General features: G+C 58.5%; 22 protein-coding genes. 17 read left to right on the top strand and 5 right to left on the bottom strand.

What is annotated here, in order from left to right; all coding sequences use genetic code 11:
• Positions 1-24: 24 nt before the first annotated feature.
• On the bottom strand, positions 25-426 hold the full coding sequence (locus CC94_RS0106275; RefSeq protein ID WP_245549421.1) for an Hpt domain-containing protein: 402 nt from the start codon (positions 424-426) through the stop codon (positions 25-27).
• 140 nt (positions 427-566) lie between these two features.
• On the opposite strand from CC94_RS0106275, the gene glnE reads away from it, so the two are divergent.
• The 6 genes from glnE (at position 567) to CC94_RS0106245 (ending at position 11,154) form a co-directional block, all read left to right on the top strand.
• Complete coding sequence (glnE, locus tag CC94_RS0106270; RefSeq protein ID WP_031430232.1) at positions 567-3,419, top strand: bifunctional [glutamate--ammonia ligase]-adenylyl-L-tyrosine phosphorylase/[glutamate--ammonia-ligase] adenylyltransferase; 2,853 nt, start codon at positions 567-569, stop codon at positions 3,417-3,419.
• Between the two features lie 82 nt (positions 3,420-3,501).
• Positions 3,502-3,714 carry a hypothetical protein gene (locus CC94_RS0106265; protein ID WP_031430230.1) on the top strand — a complete coding sequence of 71 codons (213 nt, stop codon included), beginning with the start codon at positions 3,502-3,504 and terminating at the stop codon, positions 3,712-3,714.
• Positions 3,715-4,323: 609 nt separating this feature from the next.
• A complete protein-coding gene (locus CC94_RS0106260) occupies positions 4,324-4,794 on the top strand; it encodes a hypothetical protein (protein ID WP_157203388.1) in 471 nt (156 codons plus the stop codon).
• Between the two features lie 94 nt (positions 4,795-4,888).
• A complete protein-coding gene (locus CC94_RS0106255) occupies positions 4,889-6,232 on the top strand; it encodes a TolC family protein (RefSeq protein WP_036303779.1) in 1,344 nt (447 codons plus the stop codon).
• A complete protein-coding gene (locus CC94_RS0106250) occupies positions 6,229-7,719 on the top strand; it encodes an efflux RND transporter periplasmic adaptor subunit (protein ID WP_031430226.1) in 1,491 nt (496 codons plus the stop codon). The genes CC94_RS0106255 and CC94_RS0106250 overlap by 4 nt, the downstream gene beginning before the upstream one ends.
• Before the next feature lie 12 nt (positions 7,720-7,731).
• Complete coding sequence (locus tag CC94_RS0106245) at positions 7,732-11,154, top strand: efflux RND transporter permease subunit (RefSeq protein WP_036303776.1); 3,423 nt, start codon at positions 7,732-7,734, stop codon at positions 11,152-11,154.
• A gap of 105 nt (positions 11,155-11,259) precedes the next feature.
• Here CC94_RS0106245 and CC94_RS0106240 read toward each other — a convergent pair whose 3' ends face one another.
• The 3 genes from CC94_RS0106240 to CC94_RS0106230 are packed head-to-tail and all read right to left on the bottom strand — an operon-like array spanning position 11,260 to position 12,109.
• Positions 11,260-11,472 (bottom strand): GDCCVxC domain-containing (seleno)protein, encoded by a 213-nt coding sequence (locus CC94_RS0106240; protein ID WP_005374890.1) that lies wholly within the window; start codon positions 11,470-11,472, stop codon positions 11,260-11,262.
• Positions 11,469-11,759 (bottom strand): mercury resistance system periplasmic binding protein MerP, encoded by a 291-nt coding sequence (gene merP, locus CC94_RS0106235; protein WP_005374888.1) that lies wholly within the window; start codon positions 11,757-11,759, stop codon positions 11,469-11,471. Before merP ends, CC94_RS0106240 begins: the two co-directional genes overlap by 4 nt.
• Positions 11,760-11,770: 11 nt before the next feature.
• Positions 11,771-12,109, bottom strand: a complete 339-nt coding sequence (locus CC94_RS0106230) for a mercuric transporter MerT family protein (RefSeq protein ID WP_031430223.1) — start codon at positions 12,107-12,109, stop codon at positions 11,771-11,773.
• A gap of 67 nt (positions 12,110-12,176) precedes the next feature.
• Between CC94_RS0106230 and merR the strand changes: the two genes are divergently transcribed.
• A complete protein-coding gene (merR, locus tag CC94_RS0106225; protein ID WP_031430222.1) occupies positions 12,177-12,587 on the top strand; it encodes a mercury resistance transcriptional regulator MerR in 411 nt (136 codons plus the stop codon).
• 118 nt (positions 12,588-12,705) lie between these two features.
• Here the strand turns inward: merR and CC94_RS0106220 are convergent, their stop codons facing one another.
• On the bottom strand, positions 12,706-14,934 hold the full coding sequence (locus CC94_RS0106220; RefSeq protein ID WP_031430220.1) for a copper-transporting P-type ATPase: 2,229 nt from the start codon (positions 14,932-14,934) through the stop codon (positions 12,706-12,708).
• Positions 14,935-15,266: 332 nt separating this feature from the next.
• On the opposite strand from CC94_RS0106220, the gene CC94_RS23635 reads away from it, so the two are divergent.
• From CC94_RS23635 to CC94_RS0106165, 10 genes are all read left to right on the top strand, one after another.
• Entirely contained in the window at positions 15,267-15,569 is a 303-nt protein-coding gene (locus tag CC94_RS23635; protein WP_169740944.1) for a hypothetical protein, read from the top strand.
• Positions 15,570-15,615: 46 nt separating this feature from the next.
• A complete protein-coding gene (locus CC94_RS0106215; protein ID WP_005374880.1) occupies positions 15,616-16,515 on the top strand; it encodes a hypothetical protein in 900 nt (299 codons plus the stop codon).
• 386 nt (positions 16,516-16,901) lie between these two features.
• Positions 16,902-17,756 carry an HU family DNA-binding protein gene (locus CC94_RS0106205; RefSeq protein WP_157203386.1) on the top strand — a complete coding sequence of 285 codons (855 nt, stop codon included), beginning with the start codon at positions 16,902-16,904 and terminating at the stop codon, positions 17,754-17,756.
• Positions 17,757-17,816: 60 nt separating this feature from the next.
• Positions 17,817-18,239 (top strand): hypothetical protein, encoded by a 423-nt coding sequence (locus CC94_RS0106200; protein WP_005374878.1) that lies wholly within the window; start codon positions 17,817-17,819, stop codon positions 18,237-18,239.
• A gap of 154 nt (positions 18,240-18,393) precedes the next feature.
• Positions 18,394-18,924 (top strand): TlpA family protein disulfide reductase, encoded by a 531-nt coding sequence (locus CC94_RS0106190; protein WP_005374877.1) that lies wholly within the window; start codon positions 18,394-18,396, stop codon positions 18,922-18,924.
• A complete protein-coding gene (locus CC94_RS0106185) occupies positions 18,924-19,148 on the top strand; it encodes a DUF4266 domain-containing protein (protein ID WP_031430217.1) in 225 nt (74 codons plus the stop codon). The genes CC94_RS0106190 and CC94_RS0106185 overlap by 1 nt, the downstream gene beginning before the upstream one ends.
• On the top strand, positions 19,135-21,669 hold the full coding sequence (locus CC94_RS0106180) for a DUF3570 domain-containing protein (RefSeq protein ID WP_005374874.1): 2,535 nt from the start codon (positions 19,135-19,137) through the stop codon (positions 21,667-21,669). Before CC94_RS0106185 ends, CC94_RS0106180 begins: the two co-directional genes overlap by 14 nt.
• A 243-nt stretch (positions 21,670-21,912) precedes the next feature.
• Complete coding sequence (locus CC94_RS0106175) at positions 21,913-22,836, top strand: FAD:protein FMN transferase (protein WP_005374872.1); 924 nt, start codon at positions 21,913-21,915, stop codon at positions 22,834-22,836.
• Positions 22,837-22,854: 18 nt separating this feature from the next.
• Positions 22,855-24,408: a fused MFS/spermidine synthase gene (locus CC94_RS0106170; protein WP_005374870.1), complete on the top strand. Its 1,554-nt coding sequence runs from the start codon at positions 22,855-22,857 to the stop codon at positions 24,406-24,408.
• Between the two features lie 438 nt (positions 24,409-24,846).
• Positions 24,847-25,773 carry a branched-chain amino acid transaminase gene (locus CC94_RS0106165; protein WP_005374867.1) on the top strand — a complete coding sequence of 309 codons (927 nt, stop codon included), beginning with the start codon at positions 24,847-24,849 and terminating at the stop codon, positions 25,771-25,773.

Raw genomic sequence — 25,773 nt, 5'->3', positions numbered from 1 at the left:
TACGAGCAGGCGCGGCGGAGCGCTTCATTCGAGAGGCGGCAAAGCCTTTTCCTCGGACAGGGCCTCCAGCAGCGCCTGCTGTTGATCGGTAAAATCGAATATGCCCTGCTGCAGTTGAAACCAATAGCGGCTGATCGCGCCCAATTCGTTGTCGGCCAGGCTCCGTTCGAGATTGTGGGCTCGCCTCCGAATGTTTTCGAGGCCGCAAAAACTCAGCGAGCCGTGCAGCTTGTGGGTGATTTGCCGGGCCTGGTCGTATTGCCGGCGGTTGAGCGCGTTCTGGATGGTCTCCAACTGCTCCGGCAGTTCGGCGAACAATTGCGCGAATATCGTGAAAGCAAGTTGCTTGTCGTTGCGGGTCTTGGTCAAAATCATGAGGAGGTAATCCTGGCCGTCGCCGGATGCCGTCCCGTTGCTGTCGCGCATAGTCGTCCATTTATAAACCGATTTAAAATCGATGGGGCAGAAAGCATCGCCGCACGGATGCCCGGTTCCGGCGATCAATCTATATTGCGCTTTATTTTATGGTTATTATGTCCCGTTTCAAAATTCCTATCGAGCCGCCCATGAATCACGCCGAATCCGCCCTCGCCGTTCCGTCCGAATTACAAGCCGCGCATGCCGCCAATCTGCAGAAAATCACCGAACGGCTGGCCGAGCTGAACCTGAAGATGCCCGATCTGCCCGAGGTGGCGGCATCGCTGCCGAAAGTCTGGTGTGGCAGCGCGTTTGTCGCCGAACAGTGCTGCAAACGTCCGGAACTGCTGATCGATCTGGCCGATTCCGGCGACCTGACGCGCGCTTATCCGGCCGACTGTTACAAGGCCAGGCTGGACGCGTTGGACCCCGATTCCGAGAGTGCGCTGATGGCCGGGCTCCGGAAATTCCGCAACCGCGAGATGGTGCGGATCGCCTGGCGCGATCTGGCCGGCTGGTCGGAGCTGCCGGAAACCCTGATGGACCTGTCGCTGCTGGCGGACGCCTGCGTCCAGTACGCGCTCGATTTCCTGTACCGGCAGGCGACCGCCAAGCGCGGCGCGCCGCTGCTGAAGGACGGCAGCCCCCAGCAGATCGTCGTGCTCGGGATGGGCAAGCTCGGCGCCTACGAGCTGAACTATTCGTCCGACATCGACCTGATTTTCGCCTTTCCGGAAGAAGGCGTGCTGCCGGACCGCAAGGAAACCAGCTACGGCGAATTTTTTACCCGCCTCTGCCAGAGCCTGGTGCGGGTGCTCGACGACATGACCGTGGACGGTTTCGTGTTCCGGACCGACATCCGGTTGCGGCCTTACGGCGACAGCGGCGCGGTGATCATGACCTTCGACGGGATGGAAAACTACTACCTGACCCAGGCGCGCGAATGGGAACGCTACGCGATGATCAAGGCGAGGCAGGTGGCGGGCGACTTCAAGGCCGGCAGTCAGTTGATGGCGATGCTGCAGCCCTTCGTTTACCGGCGCTATCTCGATTACGGCGCGTTCGAGGAATTGCGCTCGCTGAAGCAGCAGATTACCCAGGAATTGAAACGCAAGGACCGGATGGAAAACGTCAAGCTCGGACCGGGCGGGATCAGAGAGATCGAATTCATCGGCCAGGCGTTTCAGTTGATCCGCGGCGGCAAGGAAAAGTCGCTGCAGCAGCGCGGCATCCTGGCGGTGCTGAAACGCCTCGGCGAATTGAATCTGCTGACCGCCGAAGACGCCGGTCAGTTGCAAAAGTCCTACGTGTTCCTGCGCATCGTCGAAAACCACATTCAGGAATACCAGGACAGGCAGGCGCACGATCTGCCGGTATCGCCCGAGGCCCGCGCGGCGCTGGCCTATTCGCTCGGTTTTTCCGGCTGGGATGCGTTTAAACAGGAGCTGGACCGGGTCAGAAAAGCCGTGCACGAAGTGTTCGACCAAGTGTTTTCACTGTCCAGGCAGGAGAATCATCGGGAAGCCGGCCGGCTGATCTGGAACGGGAGCGGCGAAGATGCCGAACGGCTCGCGGCCTGCGGTTTTACCGATCCCGAGGCGACTCGCGAAAGCCTCAGGGAATTCAAGGCTTCGGCGGCGGTGCGCCGGCTGACCGCGAAAGGCGCCGGCGTCCTGGACCGCCTGATGCCGCAAGTGCTGGAGGCGATGCGCGAATTCGAGCGGCCTGATGAAGTGTTCAAACGGGTGCTGGACATCTTTGCCGCGGTCGCGGGCCGAAACGTTTACCTGGCCTTGCTGTCCGAAAACCCGCAAGCCCTGGCGCTGCTGCTCCGGTTGGCCGCCGCCAGTTCCTGGATCTGCCGCTATCTGGCGCAATACCCGGTGGTGTTCGACGAGCTGATCGACGCCCGGACGCTGTTCGCGCCGCTGAAGAAACAGGATCTCGCCGAACAGTTGGACCGGCTGCTGCAAGCGGTCGGCGTGGAGGAAATGGAGCAGGCGATGATTCTGCTCCGCCAGTTCAAGCAGCAGCAGGTGCTGAAGGTCGCGGCCGCCGATTTGATGGGCGCGGTGCCCCTGATGGTGGTCAGCGACTACCTGACCTATATCGCCGAAAGCATCGTCGAAAAAACCGTCGAATGCGCCTGGCGGGCGCTCGCGCAGAAGCACGGCCATCCGCCCGGCAGCGACGGCGAACGCACCGGATTCGGCGTCATCGGCCTTGGCAAGTTCGGCGGTATCGAGCTCGGCTACGGCTCCGACCTCGATCTGGTATTCATCTACGACTGCGCGGACGGCAATGCGTCGACTTCGGGGAACAAGCCGATTTCGGCCATCCAGTTTTACGGCAGGCTCGGCCAGCGGGTCCGGCACATCCTCGATACCCGGATGCTGTCCGGCGTGCTCTACGAAGTCGACATGCGCCTTCGGCCCAACGGCGACTCCGGTTTGTTGGTGTGCCACATCAATGGCTATGAAGATTACCAGAAAAACCAGGCATGGACATGGGAGCGCCAGGCGCTGGTGCGGGGCCGTTTCATCGCCGGCGATCCGCGGCTGAAAGCGAAATACGAAGCGGTGCGGCACGCAATCCTGAGTTTGCCGAGGGATGCCGAGGCGTTAAAAAAAGAAGTCCGCGAGATGCGCGAAAAAATGCGCGCCGCGCTGACGCCCAGGGAAAACGGAAAATTCGACCTCAAGCAGAGCAAGGGCGGCATCGCGGACATCGAGTTCCTCGTGCAGTACGGGGTGTTGAGCCAGGCGGCAGATCATCCTTCCCTGACGACCTACACCGACAATATCAGGCAACTGGACGGTCTGGCGGAGGCCGGATTTTTGTCCGGAGCAGATGCCGAAACGCTCAAGGCGGCCTATTGCGCTTACCGCGATTACGGCCACAAGCTGGTTCTGCAGGACGAGCGCGCGGAAATCGGCCAACCCGAGGCGGCGGAGTTGAGCGAGCAGGTCGGGCTGTTGTGGCGGCAAATCATGGAGGCATAGCCAATTGCGCTATGTCAATTAACGCATCCATTTTGTGGCATATGACCTGGTTCGGCGCCAAGCCGCCTTTTAGGCGCCTGCATTGAACAAAATATGGAAAAATGATGCGGCATTTGACACAGCGGTGATCGGTCCGATCGAAAAGGGCTGCCTCGCGGCCGGGTCGATGGCTTCGGCGCCGGCAAAAAAACAGCTTTACCCGGGAGACGGCATCGGATTGTTCGCGGAAAATAAGCCCTTTCGCAAGATACCGGACCGTCAGCAACGCCTATTTTCTGGCATGCTATGTGCTTAATGATTGATGTCATGGCTATGTTCGGCGCTACCTGTAGGGAAAGGAATGGGATAGCGCATTTCCCTACCCGAGCGATGCCATGCTTCTCTCACTCGCTTAAACCGATACGTGGCCCTTTCATTGTTCAAAGTATTTTTTCGAATGCTCTCGATCAATGTCTTCAACCCGGATGTGCCGTGCAATGCGGAGGGTCCGGGTCTTTTTTCTTTATGGGGTAAGCACGGACGGAATTCGGAAAAAATCGTACGCTAAAGAAGCTGTCCGGCAAAACATTAAACGCATTTTGCATGCGTAATTTTTAACATGGCGGTGCGTAAAGGCTTGTGCAAGGTTTCCGAGCAGCAAGTGATTGCGGCCGTTCTCTCCTGGCCCATACGCCGCGTTTATTCCATTGCCCGACATGGCCATAAACCGTTTGTCGCGGCGGAAAACCGTTGGGCATCGCCACTCAATGCAGCCCCTCTGACACCATATAGAATGGCTGGTTGCTCTGTGCTTTAGCGGGCTGACGAGAAAAGCCGCCTACTTGATGTCCCTCTCATTTGATGAAATAATCGGATAATGCAAATCCGTAGCCGAAACGCTTTATCCAAATCAATTGCAAGCTATGTGCTTGTCGCGCTGATTTGCCAGCTGTTTTTCGGCTATGGCGCCTTGTCTCCTTTTGTCTTGTGTTTCGGCCAGAACGGTCATGTCGCGGTGGAACGGGCAGGCCACGATCATACGCGGGAGTCGTTAATCCCGTCCGGCGCTCCTCGGGAAGCTCATCAAGCCGTTGTTTCGGCTCATGCCGGCTCCAGTTCTTTGCAACAGAAGCCGCCGGTTTTCAATCTGCAAGGCCCTGATCAGGTCAAGCCTTGTCTCGATTTGCCCGTCGGCGAGAAAGACCAGGGTGGCCATTACACGCTTGAACCGATACTGCAGCATCTCATCGACATCGGCTGGGCCCTGACGGCCGCCGCCGTCTTGTTGATTGCCGTACTTCAATCGGCCCTCTTAAACCCTTATCGCCTCTTCACGACGAACAATCCCATTTCGTCGAATCCTGCCCTAAGACGCTGCGTCGTCCTTTTGATTTAAGCCAACTCTCAAAATCTTATCCGTCTTCGGGCGGTTCGTCTTTTTCCGCCCCGGATTGGCGGAAAATAGTCTTACAATTTTTGGGAGACCCTCCGTGTTTTTCTTTGACAATCCCACGGCTGCCGGGAAACTGGCGGCGATTTTGCTGTCGTCCAGCGTATCGTTTAACGCACTGGCCTCGCCAGAGGCACCGGATACGAATGGGCCAGCGCCCTTACCGATTCATCGTCCCGGCCATCAACAGCCGGCGGTTGCCGGCAACCGCCTGACACTGCAACAGGCGCTTGCCCGAACGCTGACCGGCAACCCGGATTTGGCGGCCTTTTCCGAGGAAGTCCGTGCGCAGGAAGCCCTCGCGCTGCAAGCCGGGCTGTTTCCAAACCCGGTGTTCGGCGCCAGTGCGGCGAATTTCGCCAACAGCGCCGCCAAAGGTTTCGACGGCGATGCCGTCACGCTGCAACTCAGCCAATTGATCGAACTGGGCGGCAAGCGCGCCGCCCGCATCCAGGTCGCGGAAGCCGGCCGGGAGGTGGCGAATTGGGCGTATGAAATCAAGCGCGTGACCGTATTGGCCAGTGCGGCGCAGGCGTTTATCGAGGTGCTGGGCGCACAAGCTCGCACCGATCTTGCGCGGCATTCGCAGCAACTGGCGCAACAAGTCGTCGACACGGTCGGCAACCAAGTCAAAGCCGGCAAGGTGTCGCCGATTGAAGAAACCCGCGTTGCCGTGGCGTTGGCAACGACCCAAAGTGAAATGCTGCGCACCGAGCGGGAACTGGAGGCGGCCAAGAAAAAGCTGGCCGCCTATTGGGGCAGCACGAAGCCGGAGTTTTCAACCGTCCGGGGGGATCTCGAAGCCATCAAAACGCTGCCGTCGTTGCAGTCGTTGACCGACCGGCTGACGCAAAGCCCGGAACTCAGCCGTTGGGCGTCCGAACTGTCGCAACAGCAAGCGCTGGTGCAATCGGAAAAAACCAAAGCCATTCCCGATCTGACCGTGACGTTCGGCGGCAGCAATTACCTGGCGAATCAAGACTATGTCGTCAATGTGGGCGTTTCCCTGCCGTTGCCGGTCTTCGATCGGAATCAGGGCAACATTCAGGCGGCGGAACGGCGCCACAGCAAAACGGCCGACGAGCTGCAATCCGCCGAAGTCCGCGTCGGCACCGAACTGAATACCACTTACTTGAATCTCGATGCCGTCCGCGCCGAAATCGAAACTTTCCGGCTCACGATTCTACCGCAGGCCGCAAGCGCCTATCAGGCCGTGCAAAAAGGCTACCGTCTCGGAAAATTCGCCTTGCTGGACGTTTTGGACACCCAGCGCACGCTGTTTAACGCCAAAGGCCAATATCTACGCGCTCTGGTCGCCTACCATCAAAATCTTGCCGACCTTGAGCGGCTGATCGGCGGCGCTGTCAACGAGGACTTGAAATGAATCGAAAATCTTTAATCGTCATCATCGGCCTGTTCGTTGCCGGCATCGTGCTGGCCGGCATGATTCTCACGTTGAAGCCGCCGGTCGCCAACGATGAAGAGGAACATGCCGGGTCTGCCGGGCAAAGCGAAACGTTTCCGCGCGGCCCGCATCACGGCTGGCTGTTGACGAAAAACGGTTTCGCGCTGGAAATCGTGATCTACGAAACCGGCGTTCCGCCGCAATTCCGCATTTACCCTTACCAGAACGAAAAACCGCTCCCGCCCGGACAAGTGCAAGCGGACATCACCTTGCATCGTTTCGGCGGGCGCAGCGAGACCTTCCGTTTTAAACCGGAAGCCGATTATCTGATCGGCGATACGGTCGTGGAAGAGCCGCACTCTTTCGATGCCGCCATCAACGCGCGTTTCGGCGGCAACGCTTATCAATTCGCTTATTCCCAGGTGGAAGGCCGGGTGCAATTGTCCCCGGCCTCCCTCAAAAGCGCCGGCATTACGGTCGAGATGGCGGGGCCGGCCGAGATCGAAAGCGTGTTGAAATTGCCGGGCACGATCGAATTCGACCAGAACCGTTTTGCGCATGTCGTGCCCCGCGTCGGCGGTGTGGTCGTGGACGCGCGTAAAAAGCTGGGCGAAGCCGTCGCTCGGGGAGAAGTGCTGGCCGTGCTGGAAAGCCGCGACCTGGCGGATTTGAAAAGCCGTCTGGCGACCGCCCGCAAACGTTTGGAGCTGGCCCGTTCGTTGTACCGGCGCGAAGCCCAATTATGGCGGGAAAAGATTTCCGCCGAGCAGGATTATTTGCAGGCCAAAACGCAACTGGCGGAAGCTGAAATCGCTGTGGCCACGGCCAAGGACCAGTTGGAAGCTTTGGGCCTTGAGGCCGATCCTCGCAAATACCCGGGCAATCTGGCCCGTTATGAACTTCGCTCGCCGCTGAACGGCACCGTGATTGAAAAACATCTGGTGGTCGGCGAGTCCGTGCAAGCCGATGCCACCGTCTTGGTCATTGCCGACCTGAGCCAAGTGTGGGGCAATTTCAGCGTGCCGGCCAACGACTTGAACCGGGTCAATGTCGGCCAGAAAGTGCGCGTCAAAGCGCCGGAACTGGGTTTGGAAGCCGAAGCGACGATCGACTATCTGGGCGCCTTGGTCGGTGAGCAAACCCGTTCGGCGCCTGGGCACGTGCATATCGACAATCCGGAACAGCGTTGGCGTCCCGGCCTGTTCGTCAATATCGAAGTCATTGAAGAAAAAGCCGCCGTGCCGGTCGCGGTGATGCTCGAAGGCGTGCAGACCTGGCACGATGCCGAAGCGGTGTTTGTGCAGGTCGGCGACCAATTCGAAGTGCGCCCCTTGCGGCTGGGGCGGCGCGATGCCAGCCGGGCTGAGGTTTTGCAGGGGCTTGCGGCCGGCGAACATTATGCAGCGGCTAACAGCTTCGTATTGAAAGCGGAACTGGGCAAGGCCGGCGCGGCGCATGAGCATTAAGGAGAAATCGGCATGTTCGAACGTATTTTAAAATTCTCCATCCACAACCGCCGGCTCGTTTTGCTCGCCACCGCCGCAGCCGCCGCACTGGGCATCTACAATGTCCTGCGCCTGCCGATCGACGCGGTGCCGGACATCACCAACGTCCAGGTGCAGGTCAACACGGCCGCGCCCGGCTATTCGCCGCTGGAAGCGGAACAGCGCGTCACGTTCCCGATCGAGGTCGTCATGGCCGGCTTGCCGGGGCTGGAACAGACGCGCTCTCTGTCCCGCTACGGCTTGTCCCAAGTAACCGTTATCTTCAAGGACGGCACGGACATTTATTTCGCCAGGCAGCTCGTCAGCCAGCGTATCCAGGAGGCGAAAAGCCAGTTGCCGCCGGGATTGGAGCCGACGATGGGGCCGATCGCGACCGGCCTCGGCGAAATCTTCATGTGGACGGTAAACGCCGAACCCGAAGCGCGCAAAGCCGATGGCGAGCCGTACAACGAAACCGATTTGCGCATCCTCGAAGACTGGATCGTGCGTCCGCAATTGCGCACCGTCCCCGGCGTCACCGAAGTCAACACGATCGGCGGCTACGTCAAGCAATACCACGTTACGCCGCACCCCGAAAAACTGATTGCTTACGGGCTGAGTTTCCGCGATGTGCTGACGGCTTTGGAAAGCAACAATGACAATATCGGCGCCGGTTATATCGAACATCATGGCGAACAATATCTGATCCGGGTCCCCGGCCAGGTCAAAACCCTGGACGAAATCGGCCGCATTATCGTCGGCAATTATCAAGGCACGCCGATCTTCATCCGCGATGTCGCCGAGGTCTTGCTCGGCAAGGAACTGCGCGCCGGCGCCGCCACCGAAAACGGCCGTGAAGCCGTGCTCGGCACGGTGTTCATGCTGATCGGTGAAAACAGCCGCCAAGTCTCGCAGGCGGCCGGCGAAAAACTCGCCGAAATCAACCGCAGCTTGCCGGTCGGCGTTAAAGCCAAGCCGGTTTACGACCGCCGCATTCTGGTCGATAAAACCGTCGCCACGGTCAGGAACAACCTGCTGGAAGGAGCGCTGCTGGTCGTCGCCATCTTGTTTCTCTTCCTCGGCAACCTGCGCGCCGCGTTGATCACCACCGCGGTGATTCCGCTGGTGATGCTGTTCACGATCACCGGCATGGTCGCGCAAGGCGTCAGCGCCAATTTGATGAGTCTCGGCGCCCTGGATTTCGGCATTATCGTCGACGGCGCGGTGGTCATCGTGGAAAATTGCGTCCGCCGCTTGGCATTGGAACACCACCGGCTGCAACGGCCTTTGTCGTTAAAAGAACGGCTCGATGCGGTGTTCGACGCCTCGCAGGAAGCAAGGCGGGCGCTGTTGTTCGGCCAAGCCATTATCATTACGGTGTATTTGCCGATATTCACGCTATCCGGCGTCGAAGGCAAAATGTTCCATCCGATGGCGTTTACCGTCGTGGCCGCGTTAGTGGGCGCGATGCTGCTTTCCATCACCTTTATCCCCGCCGCGCTCGCGGTTTTTATCGGCGACCGGATGGCCGAAAAAGAAAATCCGGCTATGCGTTTTGCGCAACAAGCCTACCGGCCGCTGCTGGAAGGAGCCTTGACGAATACGCCGGTCGTGTTGACGGGCGCCACGGTGCTGGTGGGGTTGAGTTTGCTGCTGGCTACGCGCCTGGGCTCGGAATTCATTCCCACGCTGGATGAAGGCGATATCGCCATGCATGCGCTGCGCATTCCCGGCACCAGTTTGTCGCAAGCGATCGACATGCAGCACACGCTCGAAAAGAAAATCAGCGCCTTTCTGGAAGTCGAACGTGTATTCGCCAAGATCGGCACGGCCGAGATTGCCACCGACCCGATGCCGCCCAGCGTCGCGGATACCTTCATCATGTTGAAAGAGCGTTCCGCATGGCCCGATCCCGGCCGTTCCAAAGCGGATTTACTGGCGGCTTTGGAACAGGCGGCCAAGGAGGCGCCCGGCAACAATTACGAGTTCACCCAGCCGATCAAAATGCGTTTCAACGAACTATTATCCGGCGTTCGGGCCGATGTCGCCGTCAAAGTCTTCGGCGACGATCTGGACACGCTGCTGGAAACGGCCGGACAAATGAGCCGGGTACTGGAAAAAGTGCCGGGCGCGTCGGACGTCAAAGTCGAGCAGATGACCGGCTTGCCGTTGTTGACCGTACGGATGAAGCGGGACATGTTGGCGCGTTTCGGCCTGAATACGCGCGACGTTCAGCAAGCGGTGCAGGCGGCGATGGGCGGCGCCAAAGCCGGGGAAATTTTTGAAGGCGACCGCCGCTTCGACTTATTGGTACGCCTGCCGGAAGCCCTGCGCAGCGATCCCGACGCGATGCGGCAAATTCCGATCCCGCTGCCCGCTCGGCAAGCCGCCGAGCGGCAAACCTTGATCTTGCTGGGCACGGTGGCCGACTTTGAAGTGACGCAAGGACCTAACCAGATCAGCCGCGAAAACGGTAAACGCCGCGTCGTATTGACCGCCAATGTGCGCGGCCGGGATTTGGGTTCTTTCGTCGCGGAAGCCCGGCAAAAGATCGGTACCGAGATCAAGCTGCCCGCCGGTTGCTGGGTCGCCTGGGGCGGCCAATTCGAACAGATGATCGCCGCCGCCGAACGGTTGCAAGTGGTCGTGCCGTTGGCATTATCGATTATATTTTTATTGCTGTACGCCACTTTCGGCAATATCCGCGACGGTTTGCTGGTATTCACCGGCGTGCCGTTCGCCCTGACCGGCGGCATCGTGGCGCTGTGGCTGCGAGGCATTCCGCTGTCGATTTCGGCGGCGGTCGGCTTTATCGCGCTGTCCGGCGTGGCGGTGCTCAACGGCTTGGTGCTGATTACCTTCATCAATAAATTGCGCCAAGACGGGTTGGCACTGGAACGAGCGGTCCGCGAAGGCGCGCTGGTCCGGTTGCGGCCGGTGTTGATGACCGCGTTGGTGGCTTCCCTGGGATTCATCCCGATGGCGCTGGCGACCGGCACCGGCGCGGAGGTGCAGCGTCCGCTGGCGACGGTGGTGATCGGCGGCATCTTGTCATCGACGCTGCTGACGCTGTTGGTGCTGCCGGCTCTTTACCGGCTGGTTAAATCCCGTCAACCGCCCAGCGGTCCGCCGCAAGCCGGGGACGGCTGCTGCGCTGAGCGCCAGGGAGATCGCCTGTCCAGCGAGCCTGCTACGCCATCGACAACCCTGCGATTCAAGATTCAAGGCATGGACTGCGCCGAAGAAATCGCTACGCTCAAGCGCGAGGTAGGGCCGCTGGTGAACGGCGAAGACCGGCTTAGCTTCAATTTGCTGGAAGGCGCCATGAGCGTGGATCGCGAGGCAAGCCACATCTCAGGTTTGGTTGCTCGGTCGAATCGGGATTTCTATTTAGCTCTTAGGACGAATAGCACATAGGGCAATGCCTTACGTGCTAATTCTGCGTTTCTCCCTGCAAAGAAGGTTGATTGATGCCAGCGAGTGGAACGACAACAGAGTTCGGTGGTTGTGACTAAAAACTTTTTATCCGCAACAAGGCTTATGTTGCTGGATCGGCGGGCATTTGACCGAGCCGTAAGAACAAAAGACGCAGCAATCGCCCTTCTTCGGCTTTAGCAGCGCACCACAGCCTTTGCACTCATAGAAAAATTGGCACGCATCGGTCGGCATGATCTCCGTCTCGGCGTGCCCGCACTGCGGACAGGTCAGCGTGGATTCGAGAATCACCGCATTCATTTTGGCGCCGCCTGGATAGAAGACGGATAACCGGCGTTTTTAGTGGCTTCGGTCAATTGACCGGCTGACGTAGCCGCATCGTCGAACTGCACCGTCGCGGTTTTATCCGCGTAGCTGACTGAAACCTGCTGTACCCCGGCCACGCGTTCGAGCGCTTTCTTGACCGTAAGCGGACAGACGGCACAGGTCATATTTTTGACATCGAGCGTCACGGTGCGGGGCGCGGCCAACCCGACGCCGGATGTAGCAACGCACGCCAGAAAGAACAGAAAAATACGTGTTTTCATCAGCTTATTCCTCAATAAAAGAAAGGAGCGATCCACGGGAACGCCAATAAACCGATTAACGGGAGGGTTACGCCCCAGAAAATAAAGCGCTGCTTGCGGATCACGTCTTCTTCAGCGCAAGGCTTTCCGGTTTCGCAGGCTGGGCTTATTAAATGGAGTTTGCGGAACGACAGGCCGATAAATAGCGCGGCTAATCCTAGAAAAATCGGCCGCAATGGCTCGAAGGCGGTGAGAGTTGCCACCCAAGCGCCGCCAATGCCGAGGCTTAACAACAGTAACGGCGCGACACAGCATAGGCTTGCGCCGATTCCGGCAAAAATCGCCGCCATCAGAGTTTGTTTTGGATTCATGACAGTCGCCAAAGTGATTTGGAATGGCTTATTATAAGCTCTGTACCAAAGTACGGAGTCAAGCGTCATGGCACATGAAAATTTCACGATCGGCCAATTGGCGAAAACGACAGCGGTGAATGTCGAGACCATCCGTTATTATCAGCGGCGTGGCCTGCTCGCGAAGCCCGTAAAGCCGCATAAGGGGATTCGACGTTATACCGAAAGGGACGCCCGGCGCGTGCGTTTCATCAAGCAAGGCCAGAAACTCGGCTTTTCGCTCGACGAGCTGAAAGAATTAATGAGCCTCGAAGATGAACGGCAATGCCGGCAAGCGCGGAATATCGCGCTGAAAAAGCTCTCGTCGATTCGGGAGCGTATCGAAGGATTGAAGAATATGGAAAAAGCTTTGTCCGGTTTGGTCGAGTGCTGTTCACACAACGCGGACGAGGCGTCTTGCCCTATTATCATGGCCTTGCTGAACGCTTCGCACTCTTAACGTAGGCTTTTTCCGAATTCTGCCGCTACCCCTATTTCGTCCATGGGGACATATCGTTTGAAAAGGTTGGCCGCTCCCAAGAGGATCCTCTTCTACACACCTTGCCAGGTATTTCTATTTATAATGCAACCCGCCTGAGCCGCAACGCATTGCCGATGACCGAAACCGAACTTAGACTCATCGCGGCCGCCGCAATCATCGGAGACAAGAGAATACCGAAAAACGGATAGAGCGCGCCGGCGGCAATGGGCACGCCCAGGGCATTGTAAATAAACGCGAAAAACAGGTTCTGGCGGATATTACGCAAAGTCGCCCGACTTAAATGGCGGGCTTTGACCAGCCCCATTAGATCCCCTTTCACGAGCGTAATGCCGGAACTTTCCATCGCGACGTCCGTGCCCGTGCCCATCGCGATGCCGATGTGGGCCGCCGCCAGTGCCGGCGCATCGTTGATACCGTCGCCGGCCATCGCGACGGTATGGCCTTCGCCCTGTAATTTCTTGATCACTTCGGTTTTTTGCTCCGGCAACACTTCCGCCTGTACTTGATCGATTCCCAGGCTTTTGGCCACAAACTCGGCCGTGGTGCGGTTGTCGCCGGTCAACATCACCACCCGAATGCCTTCTTTATGCAAGTCCGTCAACGCTTTGAAGGCGGTAGGCTTGATCGGGTCGGCTACGCCGAGAAGTCCGGCCGCTTTACCGTCGATCCCGATCATTACCACCGTTTGTCCTTGTTGGCGCAACGTCTCTATCGAGTTTGTCAAAATGTCCGTTGCGATGCCCGAGTCCTTCATCAACTGCGCATTCCCCAACGCCACGTTCCTGCCGTTTATCATCCCGGCCACCCCTCTACCGGTCAGCGATTGAAACTCGGCGACAGGCAGCGGTTTTAGCCCCTGCGCTTCTGCGCCTTTGCCGATCGCCGCCGCAAGCGGATGTTCGCTGGCCCGTTCCAGACCGGCCGCATAAGCCAAGACCTCTTCCTTCGTGAAGCCGTTGGCCGCCTCGACCGTGATCAGTCGCGGTTTGCCTTCGGTGAGCGTGCCGGTTTTATCGACGACCAGGGTGTCCACTTTTTCCATTACTTCCAGCGCTTCGGCATTCTTAATCAGGACACCCGCCGTCGCCCCGCACCCGGTACCGACCATGATCGACATCGGGGTGGCCAATCCCAGGGCACAGGGACAAGCGATAATCAACACCGCTACCGCGTTCACGACCGCGTGGGCCAATCGGGGCTCGGGCCCCCAACTCCACCAGACGACAAGCGTAATGGCGGCCGTCAGCACCACTGCGGGAACAAAGTAGCCGGAAACCGTATCGGCCAATTTTTGAATCGGCGCCCGGCTGCGTTGCGCTTCACCGACCATGTGCACAATTTGAGAAAGCAGGGTTTCGCTGCCGACGCGTTCGGCACGCATCAGCAAGCTCCCGGTGCCGTTAATCGTCGCACCGATCAGCGGCATATCCGTCAATTTCTCAACCGGCACCGGCTCACCCGTTACCATCGATTCATCAACCGCACTGATACCTTCGATCACGATCCCGTCCACCGGTATTTTCTCGCCTGGCCGCACCCGCAGAATATCGCCGGGCTTCACCTGCTCCAAGGGAATATCCGTCTCGCTGCCGTCGGCATGGTGACGCCGGGCGGTCTTGGGCGCCAATCCCAGCAACAGTTTAATCGCCGCGCTGGTTCGGCTTCTGGCCCGCAATTCCAGTACTTGGCCGAGTAAAACCAGCGTCGTGATCACCGCCGCCGCTTCGAAATACACCGCCACCCGACCCTGCTGGTCTCGCAGCGACGGCGGGAAAATCTGCGGCAGAAAGGAGGCCAGTACACTGTAAACCCAGGCGACGCCGATTCCCAACGCAATCAAGGTAAACATATTCAGGCGGCGAGTTAGCACAGAAGACCCGCCGCGTTGAAAAAAAGGCCAGCCGCCCCACAACACGACGGGGGTGGCCAGGGCGAATTCCAGCCATTGGAGCTGGCGTAGGGATAATGTGCCGGCGACGAATGCCGGCATCAGGTCATGCAGCATCGCCATCAAAAATACCGGCAAGGACAGGGCGAGACTAATCCAAAACCTTAGCCGCATATCGCCGAGTTCTTGGTTTTCCTCTTCCTCGTCCGAAGCGTTGCGGGGTTCCAGTGCCATGCCGCACTTGGGGCAGAATCCGGCTTCCTGGCGGACCACTTCGGGATGCATCGGGCAGACATATTCCGTTCCCGCAGCGGGAGCGGAAGCTATCTCTAAAGCCATTCCGCATTTGGGGCAGTTTCCCGGTTTTTCCTGACGAATTTCGGGATGCATCGGGCAAGTGTAAATTCTGGGGGCCATGATTTTCTTCCCGTTTCGAGGCATGCTATCCCGTTTAAAACGGGTGCTCATCAGCGTAGAGTACCGGAATCACGATCAAGGTCAACAGTAAAGACCGGAAACTCGGCTTTGCGCGCAACGAGCTGACAGAATTAGAGCCTCGAAGAGGAACAACAGTGCCCTTTATCGAGCCTGTCCGTGCCCGTGCCTTGCTCCGTTCAGAATCCGAAGATTTGTATTGCCGAACCGCCGTGCGGCAAACGGAAACTCCGGGCATTTAATTGAACTATGTTATTTAACTTGGTTTAGGCGCGTCATATGCCGCAATTTAGAGGCCGTGGAATGAATTCGCGATGATGAGTGTGTCCAATGAAGGGCGGAATACCGAAAGGCGGCCAGGCATCCGGAATATCGGTCAACGGCATTATATGACCGATTTTGTTGGGTATTTCGGCGGTCATCGCCGTTGGGGCAAAGAAGCTGAACGAGGAATTGCTGTTGAGGAAGTGATAAAAAGTAAGGGAAAAAAAGGGCCAATTACGATGGCATGGCGTTTGCTTAAGATAACATTGTATGTCATTACTCGGAAAGGCGGGATTTGTCCAAGGCACGCAATGGCATCGAGTTTAACTTTAAGAATAATCATAAATGCCTAAGGGGGGCAGAATGAAGCGTTCCACAATAAAAACGACAGCATCATTTATGTTTGTGGCGGCATTGGGCATCGGTCATGCCTATGCGCACACCGGAGTGCGGGATCAGGTCGACGAAGGCAAAGCCAGTTACAACGGATTTACCATTACCCACGGCTGTGCTTCCGGAGCCGAAGGTCAGTCGGGGCAGGCTTATCCGGTATTGGGGCAGACGGCGCTGTTTCCTTACGGCAGCACGGCGGTCTGGCGCGACGAGACGGGCGCGGTGATTCAACAAGGCGGCGACGGCAACGGCACGATCACGGCGGCCTCCTTGTCGTTGAACGTCACCGGCTATGCCGGCATGTCCTCGGCTTTCGCGACCTCGCAGGAAATCGTCGATACTGCCGGCGTGGTTCGGGCCCTGCACTGGCGCGACGGAGCGATGGAGCCCAAATTGAATACCATTACCCCGTTCAAAATCACCGCGCCGACCATCAAAAATGACTGTGTCAAGACCTTGAAGATCCGCGTCGCGGTCATCAACTGGTGCGACCTGAAAAAGAACGAAGCCAACGACGTGAAGGGGCCTTATAAAAAACCGAAGGACGCTTTCGGCCGTCCGATTCCGCTCACTTCGATCGTCGACGTGAACAACGGCCTGCAGGCCAACGTGGCGGACTCGCGGATCTACAAGAACCAGGGCGGCGGCAATGGCGATAACAACCGCGCCGACTGGTGGTTCTCCGATCTGTACAACGGCAGCCAATTGTATAAAGATCCTGAAGTTATCGGCGCGGATGCCAGTTACTGGTCGGCTGCAATTACCGTGAACAACGCCGCGGCGGATACCGCGAATTGTGGAAGCCCTTTGGTCAATTATACGGTCGAACCCGCCGGCATCGATCTGGATACCTACCTGACCGGCCCGAATACCCAGCCGTTCACTTCGGGTAATGGTCCGTTCTAACGTTATCGAAAATATCTTGAAGGGAAACTCCGCCTGCTTCGGCGCCTGGGCGCCGGAGCAAGCGGCCGATCGAGGCCAAGCACGGCAGGTGCCTTGGCTTTTGCCGTTTAAGGAGAGAAACTTCCTCTCCATCGAACCAATCTACCGGATTGGCCGCCGACTGTCGTTCTCCGTGTTTCGCGGGCGGCGACGGGTTGTTGTGCAAAGCGGGCAAAGGTGTATACTTGCCCGGATTTATTTTTGGCGTAGCGCCCGACTGATGCTGCGCCTCGAAAGGCTTAAATACTTGAGTATAAGCAAGCGGATCGATAAGGATCGTTAAAAGTCGGAGGGTTAAGGCGCCAAGCCTCTTGTGTATATAACGGCCTCTTGTGGGGCGCGGGGATATGATGAGATTAACGAACAAAGTCATTGCCGCATCGGTTGGGACGATGCTTTTAGGTTGCGTATCGGCCGTGTCGGAAGCGGATACTTTTGACCAAAGCCTGGGTAATTTTATTGGCGCGACCGACTCGTACCGGATCACCTGCCAGTCGAGTCCGGAAGGAGCGATCGGCCCGACCGATCACCTCAATTTCAAAATCATCGATACGACGCCGTCGGACGATGGTTCGACGCCGCTGTTGCTGAATATTCATGTCAAGAAAGGCAACAAACGGATCGGTTTCGTGACGCACGACGAAACGGAAGTAACGCCGGGAACGCAGCGGGAATTCGAGGTGGCGGGCGGCAAGGGGAGGTACAAAATCACTGTCGACACCCTCGGCACGACGGATACTTCGAACACGACCAAACACATGTTTTCGGTCGAAACGCGCTGTTTGAACGATAACGGCGAGTTCACCAAGCCGAAGGTCGCCAAAATAAAGACAAAGACCCTCAAGAACGGTAAAAAAGCCAACTTATCGGCTGTTTGTGGCAAAAACCAACTGACCGGCGAAACCGGCAAGCTCTACGTGAAGTTTGCCAATACGACGGCGGATCCGGCGCGCGTGGTGCTCAATGCCCAGGTGTTGAAGGATAATTGGGCAACCAACGTCACGGACGGCAACGGCGACGACATCTATAGCGACGCGGGCAATCTGAAAGGCGGCAACGGCGATTACACGGTATTGGTCAACAGTACCGCTTATAACCCTCTGCAAGACAATGCAAGAGATTACACGATGGACTACCGGTGCGAAAATAGCGCCAATGCCGACACCGGCACGGCCGATATCGTGCCGGTTCAAGATCAATGAGTCGGGTAACCGGCAACAGTGCGAAGTGGGGCGGCCATGAGAAATAAGAGAAAGTTTTTAATGCAGATCGGGATTGTCTGGCTGTGCCAGGCGTCGGGCGTTCTGGCCCACGATCAGAGCGGAACGCTGGGCGCTCAGGCTTCGGCTACCGATTACTACGAGCTGACGTGCTTCGATGACAACAACGGCCCTCCCGATCATTTGTTCTTTGAAGTTCGCGGCGATACCAGTAATACGGCGGTACAAGTCAGCGGGCAAGTCGTCAACGGCAGTCAGGCGGCCAGCGCGACCGATCATACGAGCGGGGACAGCAACTATAGCCCTCAGTTGAAAGTCGTTCACGAAGGCGATAACGATGTATATCGCATGGTGATCGACAAAAACGGCCCCGGCACGGCCCGATATTCGCTGGAATATCACTGCCAAACGGCCAGCGGCGTCCATACCGGAACGTCCGATCTCAACTATTTGCAAATCCAATAACCCACGGATGCCCAATGGAAGCGACAGGCGAAAAAATTGGCGGTGGTTTCCGTACGGCCTCAAAATTCGATTGGCGAATTTCATTTAACAGCTTCGAACGCGCGGCCGAAACCGTTTGGGCCGCCTTCAACCAGAATCATTCCGGTCATTTTTCATGCTAGTAGTCCATCCCAAAAAAATCGCTCTGTTCGGGGTATTCCTGGCTGTGCTGTCGATGCCGCTGTTCGCGGTGGAGCGCGGGGAGATCTCCGGCAATTGTACGCTGCCCCTATTGGATGGCTCTGGCAATGTGGCGTTAAACGAACTCAAGGGAAAGGTGGTCTATCTCGATTTTTGGGCGTCCTGGTGCGGACCCTGCGCCAAATCGTTTCCGTTCATGAACCGGTTGCATGACGAGCTCGGCGGTAAAGACCTGGCGATCATCGGCGTCAATCTGGACGAAAACCCCGAGGATGGGCAAGCGTTTTTAGCGCAATATCCGGCCAGTTTCACGATTGCCGCCGACAAGGGCGAACAGTGCGCCCGGCTGTTCGACGTGAAGGCGATGCCGTCGACGTACCTGATCGGCCGGGACGGCGTCATCCGCGACGTGCATCTGGGCTTTCGTGCGGATGAAGGAAAAGCGCTGCGCGAAACCGTGGAGAAGCTGTTGAACGAGAACCCTTCGGCGACGGGCGCGAAATGATGCCATCGGTTCGACGGACTTACGCGGCGCTGGCTTTTTTTCTGGCGATCGGTGCGGCCGGTTGTACGGAAGTCGCGCCCTGGCAGCGCGGCAATCTGGCCAAGCCGCAGATGGCGCTGGAACCCTATCCGCTGCAGAGCTCCTTTCGCGGCCACATCTACGGCAGCCGGGAAGCCGCTTCCGGCGTGAGCGCGTCCGAGGGAGGTGGATGTGGCTGCTATTGAGCCGGTTCAACCGGCCGACGACGCTCGGAAACCGTCGGCAGGCCCGTTAAATGCCCTGACCGCCGCCGCCCTGGCGTTGCCCGGCTTGGTGTTGCCGGCGGCGCAAGCGGCGGACGACGAATTCGCCGTCCAGTACGGCCATTACCAGGAAGAGAATCGCCAGCTGTTCGGCGTCGAAAGCAAATTCCGGCCGATTACGGTCGATACCCTGCAGGGCAGCGGCAATCTGAAGCTGACCGACCGGGTCAAGTTGACTTTCAACTACACGCAGGATACCTGGTCGGGAGCGACGCCGATCGCCACCGCGCCGCTCGACCTACGCGGCAACAGCACTTCGCATTCGCCGGACGGCGTGACCGGCGCCACGCCGATTATCAATGGGGACTTGTTCTTCGATTCGAAGCTGAATCCCTTGCAAACCGATGGTTTTAGGAACGTGACCGGAGGCATCGACCGCCGCTTGGTGCATACGCTTTCCTCGGCGTCTCCCGAGACCCGAAAACAGGGCAGCTTCAAGCTTGGCTATGAATGGGACGAGGCGGCACTCGATGTGGGCGGCGGCCTGTCTTTGGAAGATGATTATGAATCGAGCTTCGTCAACCTGGGCGGGCGGCTCGACTTCAATCAGAAGCTGACTACCCTGAGCGGCGGCTTGAGCTATACGTCGAGCGATACCCACGCGCGAATCGATCACGATGCGTTGCCGTATATCAATACCGGCGCCTATGACGGCCAGATCGAGCGGACCGCGGAAGGCGGAAAGATCATTCACGGTGAACGTAAGGATTGGGGCGCCCATCTCGGCCTGACCCAGGTTCTGAACAAGAACGCGCTGATCGAGGCCGGTCTGGGTTACACCCTCGGCAACGGCTATATGGAAAACCCTTACAAGGTCGTCGAAGTCGCCTTCATCAACGACGCTATTCCGCCGCCCGAGGGCGCGGCCTATGTGGGGCAAGTCCGCGCCTTGCTCGAACAGCGCCCGAACGTGCGCAACCAGTTCAACGGGAATTTGGGGTATGTGCAGCATATCGACATGTTGGACGCGGCGCTGCATTTCAATTACCGCTATTATCTCGACGACTGGGGCATCAACGCCCACACCTTCGAGTCCGACTGGGTGCAGCCGCTCGGCCACGGCTGGAGCGTGACGCCGAGAATCCGCTATTATTCCCAGGATGCGGCCGATTTTTATGCTCCTTACCTGATTTCGAACCAGCCCTACAATTCGGGCCGGTTTAACCGCAATCTGCTGCCGAACCATTTTTCCAGCGATCAACGCCTTTCCGGTTATGGCGCCTTGAGCGGCGGGGTGACGGTCAGTAAAAAGTTTGCGAAAGGCATCGACGTCGACCTGGGTTTCGAATATTACACCCACCAGGGCGGTCTGAAAATCGGCGGGGGCGGCGAGGGCGACTACGCGGATTTCGACTCCTGGAACGTCAACGGCACGCTCAAGGTCAATCTGGAAGCCCTGGCGGTCGGTAGCGACCACGGCAGTCATGCGCATCACCACCACCATCACGGCGCCACGGCCCCGGCCGGCGTGATGTTCGATCACATGCTGGGCAAGAACGGCTTCATGGTCGGCTACCGTTACATGTACAGCAGCCAGGGCGGCGACATGCTGCACGGTTCGAACCTGGTCGGCGATCCTGCGATCGTGGCCGGCGGCTGCGGGCCTAACCCGTGCTTCGTCAAGCCGAACAGCATGGTGATGCACATGCACATGCTCGACATCATGTATGCGCCGACCGACTGGCTGAACCTGATGGTGATGCCCCAGTTCATGGACATGAGCATGACGATGCACCGATTGGCCGGCGCGCCGCCGGATAACGAAGCGCCAGAGGGCGGAGGCGCGCATATCCCGCATCATGTCGAGAACGGGCACGAAACCGGCGGCATCAGCGACATGGGGGTGTATGCGCTGGTCAAATTGTTCGATGCCGGCCGCCATCACCTGCACATGGGGCTCGGCCTGAGCATTCCGTTCGGGGCGGTCGACATCGAACTGCGGCGCAATCACCAGGTGGAAGGCGGCCTGATCCATTACGGGATGCAGCTCGGCAGCGGCACGCTCGATTTCAAGCCGAGCCTGACCTATACCGGCAATTACGATGATTGGTCGTGGGGCGCGCAGCTCAGCGGCACCAAGCGGCTCGAAGACCATGGCGAAACCGGCTACCGTTTGGGCGACATCTTCCAGAGCACGGCCTGGGGCGGCTACGGGCTGACGAACTGGCTGACCGCGACCGTGCGCGGCGTCTATACGGTTCAGGGGGCAATACACGGCCAGTTCAATCAATTCATCGACCAGCTGGGGCCGATGGATTACCCGATGAACTACGGTGGCCGGTTCTGGGACGTCGGTTTCGGACTCAACGCGACGGTGCCGGGCGGCGATCTGGCCGGTAATACCCTCGGCGTCGAATGGCTGCAGCCGGTCGCCACCGATTACAACGGCTATCAGCTGGACCGCGACGGCACGTTGTCGGCGACCTGGCATTATGCGTTTTAGATGGGAGGCGTTGGGCAATCCGCCAAGAAAAAAATTCTTTTCTCTCGCAGTATGTAGGGCGGATAAGCGCAGCGCATCCGCCAACTATGCCAGCAGAGGCGGATGCGCTGCGCTTATCCGCCCTACTTGAAGATGTTTTCGGTAATCGCAATAACCTAGCCCTTGCTTCTGCAAATGTAACGGCGATATCGACAAATCCTTTTTGGCCGCCGCTGCGGTGGGCACCCAGAGGTTCACTCTGCCTTGAATACCTTCGAACTTTATCGGCACGATTTCAAAGCCATGGGCACGTCCTGCGAAATTCAGCTTTTCGCGAAAGTTAGGGCTTCGGCCGGGCGGGCGGCCGAAGCCGCCGTTGCCGATATTGCGCGCTTGGAAGCGCGTTATTCGCGCTACCGCGCCGACAGTTTCCTGTCCGAAATTAACCGCATTGCGGCGGCAGGCGGGCGGATCAAGGTGGACGATGAAACTGCGGGCCTCTTGAATTACGCGGCCACCTGCCATGAACAAAGCGGGGGACTGTTCGATATTACCTCGGGCATCTTGCGGCGCGCCTGGCGCTTCGACAGCGGCGCGTTGCCGGAGCAAAGTCTGATTGACGATTTGCTCGCCAGGGTCGGCTGGGACAAGGTCGTCTGGCAACCGCCGGTGCTCGAATTCCCGCTGCCCGGCATGGAAATCGATTTCGGCGGCGTGGTGAAGGAATATGCGGCCGACCGGGCCGCCGGTCTGTGCCGGGCGGCGGGCATCCGGCACGGCATGATCAACCTCGGCGGCGACATCAAGGTGATCGGCCCGCGCGCGGACGGCAGCCCGTGGCGGATCGGCATTCGCCATCCCAGGCAAAAAGGGGAGCTTCTGCAAACGGTGGAATTGTCCGGCGGCGCGATGGCCAGCAGCGGCGATTACGAACGCTGCCTGACGATCGGCGATGTGCGCTACGGACACATTCTGAATCCGCGCACCGGCTGGCCGGTCGGGCACCTGGCGTCGGTTACCGTGATCGCCGACTTCTGCGTGGTGGCCGGCAGCGCTTCGACTATCGCCATGCTGAAGGCGGAGGCGGGGCCGGCCTGGCTGGAATCGCTCGGGCTGCCGCATCTTTGGATCGACGTGAACGGCGGAACGGGCGGGACTTTGCAAAATGCTGCCGTCCACTCTCAATAAAGGCTTTAGGAATCCGACATGACGTACAACGCTGTTAACACGCTCGAACGTTTCGGGCTCTATCTGACCGTATTTCTGACCGGCGCTTCGGTGATGGTGATCGAACTGTTAGGCACCCGGATGATCGCGCCGTTCTACGGCGCCAGCCTGTACGTCTGGTCGTCGCTGATTTCGGTCACCATGATGGCGCTGGCGATCGGCTATTTTGTCGGCGGGCGCTGGGCCGACCGCGCGAGGCGCAGCGGCCTGTCGCTGATCGTGGCTCTGGCCGCGGTGTTGACGCTGCTGATTCCCTGGCTGACCCGGCCGGTGCTGCTGGCGACCGATCCTCTGGGCCTTCGCTTGGGCGCGTTGGTCAGCGCCCTGGTTTTGTTCATGCCGAGCCTGACGATGCTCGGGATGGTCGGGCCGTTCGCGATCAAGCTTGCCACTTCGCGCCTGGACGGCGTCGGTTCGAGCGCGGGTTCGATCTACGCGGTTAGCACGCTGGGCAGCGTGGCTGGCACGTTGTTTCTCGGTTTTTATCTGTTCCCTTTGCTGGGGTCGCGCGAAATTTTCATCGGCACCGGCGTGTTTTTGTTGCTGCTGGCGGTTTCGGTGGCGGTGTTCGAGCAAAAACGCCTGGCGATGAATTCGGCCATCGTTTCCAGCCTGTCGTTACTGGTCATCGGCCTGGGCTTGCTGCCCAAAATCGTCGATGCGGGTCATTTTCAGGACCGCAGCGGCAAATTCCGGATGCTTTCCGAAGAAGAAAGCCTGTACGGCTGGGTGCGGGTGATCGACCAGCCCGCGCGCAATCTGCGCATGCTGACTTCCGACGCGTCGATGATCGGCGCGGCCGGGATCGGCGACGGCGGCAACCGGCTCAGCTACCAGGATATCGTCGGCATGATCCCGGCGCTCAGGCCGGGCATGAAGCGCGCGCTGATCGTGGGCTTGGGCGCCGGCAAGATGGTCGACGTACTGCAGGGGCGCTACGGCATCGAAACCGACACGTTGGAAATCGACCCGGCGGTGGCGAAGGCGGCCGGCCGTTATTTCGGCTTCAATCCGGGCGGAAAGAACATTATCGGCGACGCGCGCTATGAAATCCGCCATCTCCGGGGGCCCTACGATCTGATCATCCACGACTGTTTTACCGGCGGCTCGGAGCCCGCGCACCTATTGACCGTGGAAACCCTGCAACAATTGCAGGGGCTTTTGTCCGAACAGGGCATTCTGGCGGTCAATTTTGTCAGCTTTGCGGAAGCAAAGGACAATCTGGCGCTGCCTTCGGTCGCGAAAACGGTCGATCAGGTCTTTCCTCATCAATCTGTGTTCATCTCGGAACCGGGCAAGGATTTCAACGATTTCATCTTTCTGGCCTCAAACCGCCCTTTGGACTTGCAGGCCAAATCCCTGTTTGCGGATCAGATCGGCTGGCTCGGGGAACGGCGGTTTCAGGTCGACAAAAGCCGCGGCGTGCTGCTGACCGATAACCTGAATCCGCTCGAACATCTGCAGGTGAAAAAATCCGAGCATTACCGCAGCGTGCTGGTCGATTGGTTCGGGGCCGATCTGCTGGTGCGTTGATTCGATCCTTCCTGCCAAGGGCGTGAAGATAAAGCGCTTGTAGGGCGGATTCGCCGCCAGGCAATCCGCCATCGCTGCTTTGAAGCCTGTTGGCGTTTTGCTATCGCGAAAACGCCCTACGACTCTTTGTCGCTCCGTCTCGTCGGCTGCAAAACCAGCTTTGCAACTCCTCGGGGGGGATTTGACGGTATTGCCCCCGTTCTGTTTCTCCGACGCCGCGCCAAAGTGATCCCAATGCCGATCGATGAAAGCCGGTATGGCGGGTGCTGACTTTATAGTACAATTCTCCCTTTTATAAAGGTATGCGCCGGTTAACTCGGCGGCATGGCCGTCGAACAATCCCTGCGTTGAAGCGGAAAACAGATAAAAAATCTTCCTGTTTTCAATGAAGGCAGAATTTTTAAGATTAAAACGTAAGCACACTTTGGAGTATCCGAGATGACGATGGACGATAGAGACGGCACTATCTGGCTGGATGGAAAATGGGTCGACTGGCGCGATGCGAAAACTCACGTCCTGACCCACACGCTGCATTACGGCGGCGGCGTGTTCGAAGGTCTCAGAGCCTATCACGCCGAAAAAGGCACGGCCATCTTCAAGATGAAGGAGCATACCGACCGCCTGTTCCGCTCCGCGCACATCATGAACATGCCGATGCCGTTCAGCAAGGACGACATCAACGATGCGCAGCGCGGCGCGATCGCGAAGAACAACCTCGACAGCGCCTATATCCGCACGATGTGTTTTTACGGTTCCGAAGGGATGGGGCTGCGCGCCGACAATCTGAAAGTGCATGTGATGGTGGCGGCCTGGACCTGGGGCGCTTATCTCGGCGCCGACAACCTGGAAAAAGGCATCCGGATCCGCACCTCGTCCTATACGCGCAATCACGTGAACAGCACGATGCTGAAGGCCAAGGCGAACGGCAACTACATCAACTCGCTGCTGGCGTTGCAGGAAGCGATCTCGACCGGTTACGACGAAGCCCTGCTGCTCGACCATGAAGGCTACTGCGCGGAAGGCAGCGGCGAAAACCTGTTCGTGGTTCGTAACGGCAAACTTTATACCCCGGAAACCACCTCCGCGCTGGAGGGCATCACCCGCGACACGATCATGACGATCGCGGCCGAACAGGGCCTGGAAGTGATCGTGAAACGGATCACCCGCGACGAAGTGTACATCGCCGACGAAGCGTTCTTCACCGGCTCCGCCGCCGAAGTGACGCCGATCCGCGAATACGACGGACGCCAGATCGGCAGCGGCAGCCGCGGTCCGATCACCGAAAAGCTGCAGTCGCTGTATTTCGACTATGTGCACGGACGTCGAAGCGACCATGCCGAGTGGCTGGCCTATGTCGCCAAATAG

This window comes from Methylomicrobium agile (assembly GCF_000733855.1).
Lineage (GTDB): Bacteria > Pseudomonadota > Gammaproteobacteria > Methylococcales > Methylomonadaceae > Methylomicrobium > Methylomicrobium agile.
The sequence above is the reverse complement of the archived record's forward strand: the minus strand, read 5'-3'. Positions and strand labels throughout refer to the sequence as shown.

Bases quoted from the DNA above. Each gene is read 5' to 3' on its own strand.
- CC94_RS0106275 (WP_245549421.1), bottom strand. From the start codon at position 426: ATGCGCGACAGCAACGGGACGGCATCCGGCGACGGCCAGGATTACCTC.
- glnE (WP_031430232.1), top strand. From the start codon at position 567: ATGAATCACGCCGAATCCGCCCTCGCCGTTCCGTCCGAATTACAAGCC.
- CC94_RS0106250 (WP_031430226.1), top strand. From the start codon at position 6,229: ATGAATCGAAAATCTTTAATCGTCATCATCGGCCTGTTCGTTGCCGGC.
- CC94_RS0106245 (WP_036303776.1), top strand. From the start codon at position 7,732: ATGTTCGAACGTATTTTAAAATTCTCCATCCACAACCGCCGGCTCGTT.
- CC94_RS0106240 (WP_005374890.1), bottom strand. From the start codon at position 11,472: ATGAATGCGGTGATTCTCGAATCCACGCTGACCTGTCCGCAGTGCGGG.
- merP (WP_005374888.1), bottom strand. From the start codon at position 11,759: ATGAAAACACGTATTTTTCTGTTCTTTCTGGCGTGCGTTGCTACATCC.
- CC94_RS0106230 (WP_031430223.1), bottom strand. From the start codon at position 12,109: ATGAATCCAAAACAAACTCTGATGGCGGCGATTTTTGCCGGAATCGGC.
- merR (WP_031430222.1), top strand. From the start codon at position 12,177: ATGGCACATGAAAATTTCACGATCGGCCAATTGGCGAAAACGACAGCG.
- CC94_RS0106220 (WP_031430220.1), bottom strand. From the start codon at position 14,934: ATGGCCCCCAGAATTTACACTTGCCCGATGCATCCCGAAATTCGTCAG.
- CC94_RS23635 (WP_169740944.1), top strand. From the start codon at position 15,267: ATGATGAGTGTGTCCAATGAAGGGCGGAATACCGAAAGGCGGCCAGGC.
- CC94_RS0106215 (WP_005374880.1), top strand. From the start codon at position 15,616: ATGTTTGTGGCGGCATTGGGCATCGGTCATGCCTATGCGCACACCGGA.
- CC94_RS0106205 (WP_157203386.1), top strand. From the start codon at position 16,902: ATGATGAGATTAACGAACAAAGTCATTGCCGCATCGGTTGGGACGATG.
- CC94_RS0106200 (WP_005374878.1), top strand. From the start codon at position 17,817: ATGCAGATCGGGATTGTCTGGCTGTGCCAGGCGTCGGGCGTTCTGGCC.
- CC94_RS0106190 (WP_005374877.1), top strand. From the start codon at position 18,394: ATGCTAGTAGTCCATCCCAAAAAAATCGCTCTGTTCGGGGTATTCCTG.
- CC94_RS0106185 (WP_031430217.1), top strand. From the start codon at position 18,924: ATGCCATCGGTTCGACGGACTTACGCGGCGCTGGCTTTTTTTCTGGCG.
- CC94_RS0106170 (WP_005374870.1), top strand. From the start codon at position 22,855: ATGACGTACAACGCTGTTAACACGCTCGAACGTTTCGGGCTCTATCTG.
- CC94_RS0106165 (WP_005374867.1), top strand. From the start codon at position 24,847: ATGACGATGGACGATAGAGACGGCACTATCTGGCTGGATGGAAAATGG.